15 protein-coding genes are annotated in these 12286 nt (G+C 72.5%); 7 read left to right on the forward strand and 8 right to left on the reverse strand.

Annotation, left to right across the window (positions count from 1 at the left end; genetic code table 11):
• The first annotated feature begins 30 nt into the window (after positions 1 to 30).
• A complete protein-coding gene (locus CKY47_RS23075; RefSeq protein WP_306748076.1) occupies positions 31 to 438 on the forward strand; it encodes a four-helix bundle copper-binding protein in 408 nt (135 codons plus the stop codon).
• A 63-nt stretch (positions 439 to 501) separates the two neighbouring features.
• Here the strand turns inward: CKY47_RS23075 and CKY47_RS23080 are convergent, their stop codons facing one another.
• On the reverse strand, positions 502 to 1017 hold the full coding sequence (locus CKY47_RS23080; RefSeq protein ID WP_306748077.1) for a mycothiol transferase: 516 nt from the start codon (positions 1015 to 1017) through the stop codon (positions 502 to 504).
• A 278-nt stretch (positions 1018 to 1295) separates the two neighbouring features.
• Here CKY47_RS23080 and CKY47_RS23085 point away from each other — a divergent pair, with 278 nt between their 5' ends.
• Entirely contained in the window at positions 1296 to 1511 is a 216-nt protein-coding gene (locus CKY47_RS23085; RefSeq protein ID WP_306748078.1) for a hypervirulence associated TUDOR domain-containing protein, read from the forward strand.
• Entirely contained in the window at positions 1508 to 1816 is a 309-nt protein-coding gene (locus CKY47_RS23090) for a DUF3140 domain-containing protein (RefSeq protein WP_306748079.1), read from the forward strand. Before CKY47_RS23085 ends, CKY47_RS23090 begins: the two co-directional genes overlap by 4 nt.
• A gap of 82 nt (positions 1817 to 1898) precedes the next feature.
• Here the strand turns inward: CKY47_RS23090 and CKY47_RS23095 are convergent, their stop codons facing one another.
• Positions 1899 to 2351: a PRC-barrel domain containing protein gene (locus CKY47_RS23095; protein ID WP_306748081.1), complete on the reverse strand. Its 453-nt coding sequence runs from the start codon at positions 2349 to 2351 to the stop codon at positions 1899 to 1901.
• Positions 2352 to 2497: 146 nt separating this feature from the next.
• Between CKY47_RS23095 and CKY47_RS23100 the strand changes: the two genes are divergently transcribed.
• Positions 2498 to 3112, forward strand: a complete 615-nt coding sequence (locus tag CKY47_RS23100) for a flavodoxin family protein (protein WP_306748082.1) — start codon at positions 2498 to 2500, stop codon at positions 3110 to 3112.
• 204 nt (positions 3113 to 3316) lie between these two features.
• On the opposite strand, the gene CKY47_RS23105 is transcribed toward CKY47_RS23100, so the two are convergent.
• From CKY47_RS23105 to CKY47_RS23130, 6 genes are all read right to left on the reverse strand, one after another.
• Positions 3317 to 4993 (reverse strand): ribonuclease J, encoded by a 1677-nt coding sequence (locus tag CKY47_RS23105; protein WP_306748276.1) that lies wholly within the window; start codon positions 4991 to 4993, stop codon positions 3317 to 3319.
• 82 nt (positions 4994 to 5075) lie between these two features.
• On the reverse strand, positions 5076 to 5468 hold the full coding sequence (locus tag CKY47_RS23110; RefSeq protein WP_306748083.1) for a MerR family transcriptional regulator: 393 nt from the start codon (positions 5466 to 5468) through the stop codon (positions 5076 to 5078).
• A 251-nt stretch (positions 5469 to 5719) separates the two neighbouring features.
• Positions 5720 to 5992, reverse strand: a complete 273-nt coding sequence (locus tag CKY47_RS23115; protein WP_306748084.1) for a hypothetical protein — start codon at positions 5990 to 5992, stop codon at positions 5720 to 5722.
• Between the two features lie 47 nt (positions 5993 to 6039).
• The gene (locus CKY47_RS23120; RefSeq protein WP_306748277.1) at positions 6040 to 6942 is read right to left on the reverse strand and encodes an acyl-CoA desaturase; all 903 of its coding nucleotides are present in this window, start codon (positions 6940 to 6942) and stop codon (positions 6040 to 6042) included.
• Positions 6943 to 7165: 223 nt separating this feature from the next.
• Complete coding sequence (locus tag CKY47_RS23125; protein WP_306748085.1) at positions 7166 to 8302, reverse strand: N(5)-(carboxyethyl)ornithine synthase; 1137 nt, start codon at positions 8300 to 8302, stop codon at positions 7166 to 7168.
• A 1239-nt stretch (positions 8303 to 9541) separates the two neighbouring features.
• Positions 9542 to 10048 (reverse strand): STAS domain-containing protein, encoded by a 507-nt coding sequence (locus tag CKY47_RS23130; RefSeq protein WP_306748086.1) that lies wholly within the window; start codon positions 10046 to 10048, stop codon positions 9542 to 9544.
• Between the two features lie 292 nt (positions 10049 to 10340).
• Between CKY47_RS23130 and CKY47_RS23135 the strand changes: the two genes are divergently transcribed.
• From CKY47_RS23135 to CKY47_RS23145, 3 genes are all read left to right on the forward strand, one after another.
• Entirely contained in the window at positions 10341 to 10559 is a 219-nt protein-coding gene (locus CKY47_RS23135) for a hypothetical protein (RefSeq protein WP_306748087.1), read from the forward strand.
• 197 nt (positions 10560 to 10756) lie between these two features.
• Positions 10757 to 11485 carry a GAF and ANTAR domain-containing protein gene (locus tag CKY47_RS23140; RefSeq protein ID WP_306748089.1) on the forward strand — a complete coding sequence of 243 codons (729 nt, stop codon included), beginning with the start codon at positions 10757 to 10759 and terminating at the stop codon, positions 11483 to 11485.
• A 45-nt stretch (positions 11486 to 11530) separates the two neighbouring features.
• Complete coding sequence (locus tag CKY47_RS23145; RefSeq protein ID WP_306748091.1) at positions 11531 to 12283, forward strand: GAF and ANTAR domain-containing protein; 753 nt, start codon at positions 11531 to 11533, stop codon at positions 12281 to 12283.
• Positions 12284 to 12286: the final 3 nt, after the last annotated feature.

Genomic DNA, 12286 nt, shown 5'->3' on the forward strand with positions numbered 1-12286 from the left:
GGAACGGACTCCGACGGAGGAAGGGTCGACGTGACCACGACGACGATGCCGATGATGGAAACCTACCCGGCCGAGATCAACCTGGACCGGGGCAAGCTTGCCGAGGCGATCGACGCGCTCATCGCGTGCGCGGAGGCGTGCACGGCCTGCGCGGACGCCTGCCTGAGCGAGAGCTCGGTGGCGGAGCTGACCAAGTGCGTGCGCACCAACATGGACTGCGCCGACATCTGCTCCACCACCGCTCGGGTGCTGTCGCGGCACACCGGCTACGACGCGAACATCAGCCGGTCCCTGCTGGAGGCGTGCGCGACGGTGTGCAAGTCCTGCGGCGACGAGTGCGGGTCGCACGCGGGGATGCACGAGCACTGCCGCATCTGCGCCGAGGCGTGCCGGGCGTGCGAGACCGCCTGCCGCGACCTGCTCGCCACCATGAGCTGACCGCCGGTCGCCGGGTCCCGGGGTGCTCCTGCCGGTGCGGCCCAGCCGTTCGCGTCGCGGGGATCAGCGCTCCGGCAGGATGCCGCGGACGAAAGCGGCCTGGCCGACGTGCTGGAGGTCGTCCTCGACCACGCTGAGCAGCCGCACGGCCAGGGTCACGGGCGGGTCCCACGAGTCGTCCACGACCCGGCTCAGGTCACCGGCGCCCAGACCGCGCAGGTAGGCCGCGGTGCGGTCGTGGACCGCCCGGTGGTAGCCGAGGAGCAGGTCGGCGGACGCGGTGACCGCGGCGACCTGCTCGACGCCGTGCCCGTAGCCGGTGTCCCCGGTCGGCAGCGGCAGGTCGAAGCGCCCGGCCCAGCCGTCCGCGGTCCAGATCTGCTCGGTGCCGGCGACCTCGGCGACGTGGTCGTCCTGCACGCGGGTCAGGTGCCAGAGCAGCCAGGCGATCGGGTTGCCGGTGCCGCCGACCCGGTGCGTCAACTGCTGCGGGGTCAGACCTTCCGGCACGCGCTCCACGGACTCGCGCACCCGCGCGAACCCGTCCAGCAGCACGTCGACCGCGGTGACGTCGCTCATGAGTGCTTCCCCTCCGATGCGCGGGAGTCGTCGCACGACAGGACCAGGCCGGTCCGGTCGACCGGCCGGGTCCTGCTCGCCGGTGGCCGCGGAGTACCCCCGGTGCCCGTCGTCTGCACCTCCGCGCCCGGGAATCCGCGAGTTGTGGCCGGCGTCGCCGCCGGGCGTGCCACCTCCGGTGACCCACCGACCACCCCGCCGGGTGAAATGGCGCGGTGCGCGCCCGTTCGGCGTGCGACCGCCGTGCGCGGCCCGGTGCGACGGCACAGACTCTGCCCATGGGTGAGGAGAAGTTCGACGAGGGTGACGAGGTCACCTGGTCCAGCCACGGGCGGACGGTGCACGGCGAGGTGGTCGAGGAGATCACCGAGGACACCGAGGCGGCGGGCCGCACGGTGCGCGCGTCGGAGGACGAGCCGCAGTACCGCGTGCGCAGCGACAAGAGCGGCAAGGACGCGGTGCACAAGCCGAGCGCGCTGGGGGACGACTCGTGAGCGGGGAGTTCGACGAGGCCGTGAACATGACCGCGACCCGGCTGGAGCGGTGGCTGGACACCGACGAGTCGAAGTCGGTCGGCCAGTCCGACGGCGGGGAGTCGGTCGGGCACGAGTCCGGCAGGCGCATCGTGGAGCTGCTGCGGAAGAAGAAGGACGAGCTGACCGACGACGACCAGGCGCACATGCGCAAGGTCGTCGGCTACGTCCACCGCCACCTCGCGCAGCGCCCGGACGGGGACGTGGAGCACACGAAGTGGCGCTACTCCCTGATGAACTGGGGACACGATCCCCTGAAGGACTGACGGCGACGGCGGCGCGGCGCCCGGGGTGCGCCCACGCGGTGGGCCGCGGGTGCCGCACGCATCCGTCCAGCCCCACCCCGGGCTACAGCATGGGCGGCACGAGGCGGTAGGTCTCGGTGTAGTAGTCACCGGTGCGTCGGCGGTGGCCGTCGTGGTCGCTGTCGTCCGGGTCGTACTCGGGCGCGTTCCTGATCTGCTCCTTCGTGCGGTCGACGTGGACCTTGCGCTCCTGGTGGTCCACGCGCCGCACGGTGCCGACGGGCAGGACGACCTTGCGGCCGAAGATCCACGGGCCGGTGTCGACCATCAGGCAGTCGGCGGGGACCTCGGCGTTGTCCTCGTCCACCTTGCCGATGCCGCCGTCGGTGGCCTCCACGTCGTAGCCGACCAGGCCGACGTCGGGGCGTCGTCCGGTGCCGGCGGCGCCGCGGGCGTCGCCTGCGGCGGTGTCGCGGTCACCCCCGCGGGCGGTGTCCGGATCGGTCAGCCACGACGGGTCGCGCCACACCCACGGGACGAACAGGAACGGTTGCATGTCGACCTCCGGTGTCGTCGGTATCCCCTGTCGGGTTACCCCCTCGGCGTGACCGCGAATACAGGCCGTGCCGGCGGCTGCGACGTGCACGACCCCGGCGTCGGACCGCGTCGATTGGGACGGGGACGAGTGGGTAGGCCCTGTGCATGACCCCACCGCTGACCGCGCTCGCGCTGACCTGCTCCCTCAAGCCCTCACCCGCGCCGTCGAGCACCGACAAGATCGCCCGGCAGGTGCTGGACGAGCTGTCCTCCCACGGCGTCGAGGGCGACCTGCTCCGCGTGGTGGACTTCGACGTGCGCCCCGGCGTGGAGACCGACATGGGCGAGGGCGACCAGTGGCCCGCGATCCGCGAGCGCATCCTCGCGGCGGACATCCTGCTGCTGGCCACCCCGACGTGGGTGGGGCACCCGTCCAGCGTCGCCCAGCGGGTGATGGAGCGGTTGGACGCCGAGCTGTCCGAAACCGACGACCAGGGGCGCCCGTCGATGTACGGCAAGGTCGCGGTGGTGGCGGTGGTGGGCAACGAGGACGGCGCGCACAAGATCATCGCCGACTGCTTCCAGGCGCTCGACGACGTCGGCTTCACCATTCCCGCGAGCGGCGGCACGTACTGGAACAACGAGGCGATGAACCCGAAGGACTACCTCGACCTCGACGAGACCCCGGACGCGGTCGCCTCGACCAACAGGAAGCTGGCGGGCAACGCGGTGCACCTGGCGCGGCTGCTCAAGCAGGCCCCGTATCCGCCCGGTCAGTGAGGAGCCGCCGGGCGAGCACGTTCCCGGGCTCGTGGGTGCGGTCCGTTGCCGGGCGCAGCGCCTGCGACAACGAGCAGTCGGTGGACTCCCGGAACACCGCGCGGTGGCGGGTCCTCCTGCTCGCGCGACGCGCTCCCGCGTGCCCCGGCCCCGCGCGCCCGCCCCGTCGGAAGCGGTCGGAGCGGGGCGCGCGGGACCGGGGGCTCAGGCCTCGATCACGACCGGGATGACCACGGGACGGCGGCGGTGGGTCCGGTGCGCCCAGTACTGCACCTCGCGCGCGATGAGCCGCTCCAGCTCCTCGAAGTCGGTGACGCCGCGCTCGTTCGCGCCGGCCAGGGCCTTCTCGATGGCGGGCACGGCGGGGGCGAAGGTCGAGGCGTCGTGCTCGAAGCCGTGGGCGATGAAGTCCGGGGGGTCGGCGAGCCGACGGGTGTCGAGGTCGACGATCGCGACGACCGCGATGACGCCCTCCTCGCCGAGGGTGCGGCGTTCGGCCAGGGAGGCCTCGGTGACGCCGCCGACGGTCTGCCCGTCGACGTAGACGTTGTGGATCTCGACCTTGCCGGTGACCTGCACGCGTCCCTCGTGGAGGTCCACGACGTGGCCGTTGGCGGCGATGGGCACCCGGTCGCGGTGCACGCCGGTCTTGATGGCGAGTTCGGCGTTGGCGCGCAGGTGGCGCGCCTCGCCGTGCACGGGCAGCACGTTGGCCGGTTGCACGATGTTGTAGCAGTAGACCAGTTCGCCGGCGCTGGCGTGGCCGGAGACGTGCACCTTCGCGTTGCCCTTGTGCACCACGTTCGCGCCGCGGTCGATCAGGCCGTTGATGACCCGGTAGATGGCGTTCTCGTTGCCGGGGATCAGCGAGCTGGCGAGCAGGACGGTGTCGCCCTCCTCGACCTGGATCGAGTGGTCGCCGCCGGCCATGCGCGACAGCGCGGCCATGGGCTCGCCCTGGGAGCCGGTGCAGACCAGGGTCACCTGCTGGGGCTTGAGCCGGTCCATGCGCTTGATGTCCACGACCAGGCCGTCGGGCACCTTGAGGTAGCCCAGCTCGGTGGCGACGGCCATGTTGCGGACCATCGAGCGGCCCACGAAGGCGACCTTGCGGCCGTGCGCGTGGGCGGCGTCGAGGACCTGCTGGATGCGGTGGACGTGGCTGGCGAAGCTGGAGACGATCACCCGGCGCGGCGTGGTGCGGAACACCTCGTCGATGGCGGGGGCGAGGTCGCGCTCGGAGGTGGTGAAGCCGGGCACGTCGGCGTTGGTGGAGTCGACCAGGAACAGGTCGACGCCCTCCTCGCCGAGGCGGGCGAAACCGCGCAGGTCGGTGATCCGCCCGTCGAGCGGGAACTGGTCCATCTTGAAGTCGCCGGTGTGCAGCACGAGGCCGGCGGAGGTGCGGATCGCGATGGCAAGGCTGTCCGGGATGGAGTGGTTGACCGCCAGGAACTCCAGGTCGAACGGCCCGCGGACCAGTCGCCGGCCCTCGGCCACCTCGACCGTGACCGGCTTGATGCGGTGCTCGACCAGCTTGGCCGCCAGCAGGGCCAGGGTCAGGCGGGAGCCGACGACCGGGATGTCGGGGCGTTCGCGCAGCAGGTAGGGCACCCCGCCGATGTGGTCCTCGTGGCCGTGGGTGAGCACGACCGCGACCACGTCGGACAGGCGGTCGCGGATGCAGCTCCAGTCGGGGAGGATGACGTCCACCCCGGGCTGGTGCTCCTCGGGGAACAGCACCCCGCAGTCGACGATCAGCAGCTTGCCCTCGTGCTCGAACACGGTCATGTTGCGGCCGATCTCGCCGAGCCCTCCCAGGGCGGTGACGCGCAGCGCGTCGGGGGCGAGGGGTGGTGGAGGGGCGGAGGTCCGGGCCATGGTCACACTCTCACGTTACGTCAGAGTGTGCTCGAAGGGTGATCGGGGTGTGATGGGCCCGGCCGTTCGAGGCATCCGTCGTTCAGGACGCCCGGTCGGCGGGCAGGTGCGCGCGCAGGGTGATGGCGAAGTCCTCGGCGACGCGCAGCCGGGCGCGCAAGCCCTCGCAGCGCTCCTCGGCCGCGGCGCGGAAGCGCGCGAGTCGACCGAGGTCCCCGTCCCGCTCCGGGGCGTCGGGGGTGGACAGGCCGTCGACGACGGTGAGCAGTTCGCGCACCTCCTCCCAGCTGGAACCCCCGCGCTTCATGCGCCTGGCCGGCTGGAGGCGGTCGACGTCGGGTTCGGTGCGGAGGCGGAACCCGCCCTGGCCGCGCGTGTCGGGGACCACGGGTCCGAGCTCCTCGTAGTAGCGGATCGTGCGCGGCGACGGGCCGGTCCGCTCGGCCACCTCGCCGATCTGCGTCTTCCCGTCCACGAATCCCCTCCCGGCGTCCGACCGGGTGATCAGCCCGTTGTGGCGCCCGGTGCGGCGTGGAAGGGCTGTCCGCGCCCGCGGACCCGGTGAACGCGCCGCGTCGTGGACCGTCGAAACGCGAAGAGCTGTCGCCTATTCGCGCTCGGGCGACTCGGGCGACGTGGGCACCGACCTCAGCGCGCGGTTGTTGCGCGGTTCGGGGCGCGTCTCGGCCTCGTCGACCTGGCGGATCAACTCGTTGCGGACTTCGCTCAGCGCCGCGGGGAGATCGCGCTTCGAGGACGTGGCGACGAGGTGCAGGCGGGGGTCCGGTTGATCCAGCACTCCAGGGTGACCCGTTGCTCGGCGCCGCGGCGGTCCTTCAGGCTGATCTCCAGGTCGACCTGGTCGTCCCGGAAGGACCGCAACCGCGAACCGGGCGCGACCAGGTGTTCCACGACCCGGTCGCGTTCGGGGGCGGGGAACCCGGTGGCGAGGTGGAGGCGCCGGGCGACGGTGACTTCCCCTTCGGGGGTGTCCCGCATGTGCTGCCAGTCCTCCGTGGAGTGCCGTTGTGCTCGGGGTGTCGCCGTCAGGGGGTGGAGGCCTTGAGGTTGCGGGCCAGCCGCTCCGGCCTCGGCCAGCGGACCTTGGTGGCCCAGCCGAGCTTCTCGAAGACCCAGATCAGCCGTGCGGAGACGTCGACCTGGCCGCGTCGGACACCGTGGCGCGCACAGGTGGGGTCGGCGTGGTGGGAGTTGTGCCAGGACTCGCCCATCGACAGGATCGCCAGCGGCCAGAAGTTGGCGGACTTGTCGCGTGCCGTGAACGGTCGGTCGCCGATCATGTGGCAGATCGAGTTCACCGACCAGGTGACGTGGTGCAGCACGGCGACGCGCACCAGACCGGCCCAGAAGAAGGCGGTCAGCGCACCCCACCAGCTCCACGTGATCAGCCCTCCGGCGAGCGCGGGCGCGAGCAGGGTCACGGCGGTCAGCGCGGGGAACCAGCGGTTGACGCGCCGGATGTCGTCGTCGGCGAGCAGATCGGGGGCGAAGCGGCCGGCGTTCGTCAGTTCCCGCTGGAACATCCAGCCCATGTGGGCGTGCCAGAACCCCTTGGCCAGCGCGCGGGACGAGGTTCCGAATATCCACGGGGAGTGCGGGTCGCCCTCGCGGTCCGCGTAGGCGTGGTGGCGGCGGTGGTCGGCGACCCAGCCGATGACCGGACCCTGCATGGCCATGCTGCCGGTGACCGCGAGCCCGATCCTCAGCGCGCGATTGGCCCTGAACGCGCCGTGGGTGAAGTAGCGGTGGAAACCGACCGTCACCCCGAGGCAGGTGAGGGTGTAGAAGAAGACGGCGAGGCCCACGTCGACCCAGCCGAGCCCCCAGCCCCACGCCAGCGGCACCGCGGCGGCGAGCGCCAGTGCCGGGATCACCGCGAACAACTTGACCAGGAACATCTCGGCCGGTGACTTCTCGCCGGCCAGCATGGGCTGCGCCTCGGCATCGGCCGGGGGTGCGTCTGACTGGACCTTCGCGATCACGCCCGTACCTCCGGGAACGGAATTCGTACTCCGTCGCCGGGGTCCGGGGCGATTGGTGTGGGTTCGTCGTGCGCCGAACGACCCGCTCGGGTCGTCGCACCGGGTGGGGTACCCGCGGGGTCGTGGTGGGAAACCGGTGTGGTGGTGCCGGCGCTCCCGGCGGTCGGGCTCAGCCGCGGACGTGCGGGTACTCCGGCGAGCGGTGCTGGAACGAGAGGATGGCGGGGTTGAGGATGGTCCCACCGCGGATCTCGACGGCACGCCGGATCACCTCGCTGGAATCCCAGTCGCCGGTGAGGACCGGGCGCAGGTGCGGGACCAGCGCTTCGCTGATCTCCCAGGTCGCCGAGTTCCACAGGTACGACGGGCTGTGGTCCACGCCGTAGTGGCGCACGTGGTCGCCCACCGTGAAGTCCGGTCGTGCGAACGAGGTGGGGCGCGCCCACTCGAAGCCCATGCCCGCGTCGCAGGAGACGTCGACGATCAGGGTTCCCGGGGCCAGGGTGGGCAGGTCGTCGTCGACGAGGAACATCAGCGGCGCGTCGGGGTCCTGGAGCACGCAGTTGACGATGACGTCGTGCTCCGCGAGGAACCCCGCCAGCGGAACGCGGCCGGCGTCCGTGGTGACCTGGCTGCGCCGCGGGTCGGCGTCGTCGTGACCGAAGTGGCTGATCCGCGCGGAGTGGATCGGCGAGCCGACCTCCGCGACCCGTCGGTTGGTGAGGACGTCGACGTCGTGCACGCCGTGCGCGTTGAGGGCGGTCACGGCGCCCCGCGCGGTCGCGCCGAAGCCGATCACGACGGCGCGCAGCCGACGCCCGTAGTCGCCGGTCGAGCCGATCCGCTGCAAGGCGTGCAGCACCGAGCAGTAGCCGGCGAGCTCGTTGTTCTTGTGGAAGACGTGCAGGCCGAACGAGCCGTCGGGGTTCCAGTGGTTCATCGCCTCGAAGGCGATGAGGGTCAGCCGCCGGTCGACGGCCAGCTGGGTGAGCTCCGCGTCCTGGACGCAGTGCGGCCAGCCCCACAGCACCTGTCCTTCCCGCAGTTCCGCGACGTCCTCGGCGAGCGGCTTGGGCAGCAGGACGACGTCGCACTCGGCGATGAGCTCCTCGCGCGAGCGAAGCCCCGCGACGGAGGCCGCGAGTTGCCCGTCGGAGACGCCGAAGCGCTCTCCGTAGCCGTGTTCGAGGTAGGTGCGGCCACGGAGGTCCGCGTCGATCCTGTCCAGGTGCAGCGGGTGGAGGGGGAGCCGGAGTTCGTCTTCCTTGCGGGACGTCGCGACGACCCCGAGGCTGAGCTGATCCACGTGTGTCCTGTTCGCCGGTGGTCGAGGACCGCGTGCCCGCGGCAGACGTGCCGCGGGGCCGCCACCGGCCGGATGGCATTCGATCGCCTCGTCGGACGCGGAAATTCGGCTCGTGCGGCAGGCCGACGGTGCCAAGGGGAAACGTCGCCTCCCGCATCGATGCTACACGCGCGGCATGCACATTCGTTCGAATCCGCGTGGATTCCTTCGTCCGTGAAATTCCCAAGGGTCGGCTGGGCATTGTGTGCCCGGTTCTCCGGGAGAAATGCGAATCGGCCTCTTGCCCGGTCCGGAACGGCACGCCGCCGACCCGGCCCGCGCGGGTCCTCGCCGGTCGGGCACGCCTCGTGGACGTGGTCACCGGTCCGGAAGGCCGCCGGCCGGCCACCCGGTGGCCGTGCCGCGTCCCGCAACGGGCGCAACCGCGTGGTGGTGCGCGCCGGCACCGGTACCTGGCACAGGTCGACGGCGTCCTCGCCCGGCCCGGTGCCGCGATCGAACCGGCCGCCCGGCAGGGGGCGGGCGGCGAGCGGGATGGAGCTGGACGCCCGGCTGCGCGTCATGCCCGCTCCGAAGCCGTCCACCGCACCGGTGAAGCAGCCGGACCGCTCTATGGATCGCGCGTGGATCTCCGGTGCGCGCCAGTTCGGCGTGGACCACGCCACCGATCGCCGAGAACTCGACGCCGGTGAAGAAGGCCGCCCAGCCCGGTACCGGGTCGCCCTGCGCCCGCGCGTGGTGGTCCGCCGCTTCGGCCGGCAGCGCGACCGCTCGCCGCGCGGAGCCCATCCGGGCGTGCACCCACGCCTGGTTCGTGGCGACGACGGCTCGCGCGAGCGCCGAACCGCTTGCCCGGGCCGCCCGCTCGGCGGTCCGGAACTCGGCCGCGGCCGACCTCGGGGCGCGTGGTGCAGGTGGACCCGTCCCAACCGGTGGTGGACGTCCGACGGGTTGCGCAGGTCCGCCACCGCGGTGCGGAGCGCGTGGTCGGTCCGATCGGTGGCGGGAAGGGGCAGCAGCGCGAGGGCCATCGGCGACCTCGCCACGACCTCGTCCGCGCAACGCCCTCCACCGTGCCGGTGGTCGATCGCCCGCAGCCGTGCCGTGTGGGCTCCAGCGCGACGACGTCCGCCGCCCCCACGCGCTGCCGCACCACCTGGAAGCGGTCGTCCACGGGGCAGTCGGGCGTCGCGTGGACGCATCCGGACGAACGCCCGCGACCGCGCCGCACGGCGCGACCTACGGCAGGTCGGCCACGGGGGAGTCCGGTGACCGGGCTGGTCGTGCCCGGGGCAGCCGCACCGCCGCGGACCGGACGGACGCCGGGCCAGGGCCGTCGCCCCGCGCCGGGACGCCGTCGACGTGCGGGTACACGGCGAACACGAGGTCCAGGCCGGTGACGGACAGCGGCACCAGGACCCGACGGGTGCGGGCGACGACGCAGAACCCCACCCCGGCCGCGTCGGCCGCGGCCAGGGCGTCCACCAGGACGTTGAGGCCGGCCGCGCTGAAGAAGTGCACCTCGCCGAGGTCGACCACCAGGTCCGGGCCTTCGAGGCGGATCTGCTCCGCAAGGAGGGCGCGCAGGCGCGGAGCGGTCGCCAGGTCCACCTCGCCGGTCACCGCGCACACCAGGGTGGAGGACGACAACGGCCGCGCCACGACCGCGAAGGCGGGTGGGCGGCCGGAGGGCGGCAGGGCGACCGCCGGCGGCGGTCGATCGGAATTCTGGACGATGGCACCCACGGAAATCCCCTCACCCGAGTCCGACGTCCGCGGGGTCTGGGCGGCGAGAGCAGCGGGGTCGAGCATACGGCTGGACCGCGTCGGGTCACAAGGCGATTCCAGGCCTGTTTCAAATATTCGACGGCATCGGGTCGTCGCCGGCCGGAAGTGGTGAAAATGTCCTCGAAACGGTTTCGGTGGAATTTCCGGTGTAATGTGGTGATGTCGAGGGCGCGTTGAGCGCCGACGTCCGGGCCGACCGCCTCGGGCGCGGCACGAGTCCGACCGGCCGGTCGGAGGCAGGAGCGCCGAGATGACCTCGAACCAGCCCGGTCCCTTCCCCGACCCCGCGACCGGGTTCCCGCCGTCGGTCCCCGCCACCGCCTCCGGCGGGGTGGAGGCGGTGGCGGGGACCGACGCGGTCGTGCCCGAGCCGCCGCCCGATGCCGTGGCGGGCCACGGCCCGTTGTGGCGCAGGCGTGTCCGGCTCAACGTGGGCCGCCGCCGGCGGTCGCGTTCCCCCCGTCACTGATCACCGGACCGTCCGCGATGGGCCGGTGGACGTCGTCGGTCCGGGAGACGGGGCGCGCATCCGGGTGACAGCGCCGGCGACGGGCGCGCCGGCCGGAGGACCGGGGTGTCCGGTGCGTAGGGTGGGCCGATCGCGATCCCGCGATGCGGCGGTGTCCGGGTCGTGTCGCACGACCAGGCGACCGGGAGGGTTTCGGGATGGCCCGGTACACCACCAGTCGGTTGGTGCTGGTGAGCCGCTGGATCGCGGAGAAGGCCGCCGAACTGGACGCCCCCGCCTCGGTCGGCACCCTCTGCCGGACGGCGGTGGCGCGGTTGGGGGTGGGCGGCGTCGTGCTGACCGTCGACACCTCCGGCTGGCCGGAGATCCGGTGCGCCACGGATGTCCTGGGTGAACGGCTGACCGAGTTGCAGGTGACGGTGGGAGAGGGGCCGGCCGTGGACGTCTGGAGCGGGGGCGGCCCGGCGCTCGTCTCCGATCTCGACTCCCCGTCCTGCCAGGTCCGGTGGCCGGTGTTCACCCCGCTGGCCGTCGAGGCCGGAGCGGCGTCGTTGTTCGCCCTGCCGCTGTGCGTCGGCGCGATCCGGGTCGGGGTGCTGCTGCTGTACCGGGCCGAGGCGGGGCACCTCGACGCCGCGACGCTGGCCGACTCGTTGGCGTTCGCCGAACTCGCGCTGCGGCTGCTGCTGGACGAGCAGGCCGGCCTGCTCGCGGAGGGCGCCGTCGACGGGGACGTCCTACCGCTGCACAACCCGCGGGTGCACCAGGCCACCGGGATGGTCGCGGCGCAGTTGGACGTGGGCATGGCGGACGCGTTCGCCCACCTGCGTGCACGTGCGTTCGCCGAGCAGGTGTCGCTGGGCGAGTTGGCCGCCGACGTGGTGGCGCGCCGCCGTCGGTTCCACCGTGACGGGGGAGGACCGTGACAACGGGTGGGGCACGACCGCACTCTGAACACACCGTGGAGGTGGATGCGCGTGGACGGTGATCGTCTCGTCGAAACGTTCGTCGAGTTGGCCGACACCCTGGTCGACGACTTCGACGTCATCGACTTCCTGCACATGCTCGTGGACCGGTGCGTCGAGCTCCTCGACGTGCACGCGGCGGGGTTGCTGCTGGCCGACCAGCAGGGCCGGCTGCAGCTGATCGCGACGTCCAACGAGCAGGTGCGGCTGCTGGAGCTCTTCCAGCTCCAGAACGACGAGGGACCGTGCCTCGACGCGTTCGCGGCGGGCGCCAGGGTGGGCCACCCCGACCTCGCCGACGCGGGGGAGCGGTGGCCGAGGTTCGCCGCGGCGGCCACCGAGGCCGGGTTCGCCGCCGTGGACGCCGTGCCCATGCGCCTGCGCAGCGAGGTGATCGGCGCGCTCAACCTGTTCCGGAGCCAGGTGGGCGAGTTGGACGCCACCGCGCTGCGGACCGCCACGGCGCTGGTCGACATCGCCACCATCGGCCTGCTGCAACACCGTTCGATCCACCACCACCAGGTGCTGACCGAGCAGTTGCAGGCCGCGCTGAACAGCCGGGTGATCGTGGAGCAGGCCAAGGGCCTGATCGCCGAACGCCTCGGGGTCGACATGGACGCCGCCTTCGCGGCGCTGCGCGGCCATGCCCGCGGGCACAACCTCAAGCTCGGCCACGTCGCGCGTGGGGTCATCGCGGGCGACATCGACACCGCGGAACTGCTCGGCACCACGACCACGCCCAAGCCCGTCCGACGCTGAGTC

The organism is Saccharothrix longispora (assembly GCF_030852425.1).
Taxonomy (GTDB): domain Bacteria; phylum Actinomycetota; class Actinomycetes; order Mycobacteriales; family Pseudonocardiaceae; genus Actinosynnema; species Actinosynnema longispora.

Bases quoted from the DNA above. Each gene is read 5' to 3' on its own strand.
- CKY47_RS23105 (WP_306748276.1), bottom strand. From the start codon at position 4,993: ATGGCCCGGACCTCCGCCCCTCCACCACCCCTCGCCCCCGACGCGCTG.
- CKY47_RS23085 (WP_306748078.1), top strand. From the start codon at position 1,296: ATGGGTGAGGAGAAGTTCGACGAGGGTGACGAGGTCACCTGGTCCAGC.
- CKY47_RS23080 (WP_306748077.1), bottom strand. From the start codon at position 1,017: ATGAGCGACGTCACCGCGGTCGACGTGCTGCTGGACGGGTTCGCGCGG.
- CKY47_RS23115 (WP_306748084.1), bottom strand. From the start codon at position 5,992: ATGCGGGACACCCCCGAAGGGGAAGTCACCGTCGCCCGGCGCCTCCAC.
- CKY47_RS23120 (WP_306748277.1), bottom strand. From the start codon at position 6,942: ATGCTGGCCGGCGAGAAGTCACCGGCCGAGATGTTCCTGGTCAAGTTG.
- CKY47_RS23100 (WP_306748082.1), top strand. From the start codon at position 2,498: ATGACCCCACCGCTGACCGCGCTCGCGCTGACCTGCTCCCTCAAGCCC.
- CKY47_RS23135 (WP_306748087.1), top strand. From the start codon at position 10,341: ATGACCTCGAACCAGCCCGGTCCCTTCCCCGACCCCGCGACCGGGTTC.
- CKY47_RS23095 (WP_306748081.1), bottom strand. From the start codon at position 2,351: ATGCAACCGTTCCTGTTCGTCCCGTGGGTGTGGCGCGACCCGTCGTGG.
- CKY47_RS23140 (WP_306748089.1), top strand. From the start codon at position 10,757: ATGGCCCGGTACACCACCAGTCGGTTGGTGCTGGTGAGCCGCTGGATC.
- CKY47_RS23145 (WP_306748091.1), top strand. From the start codon at position 11,531: ATGCGCGTGGACGGTGATCGTCTCGTCGAAACGTTCGTCGAGTTGGCC.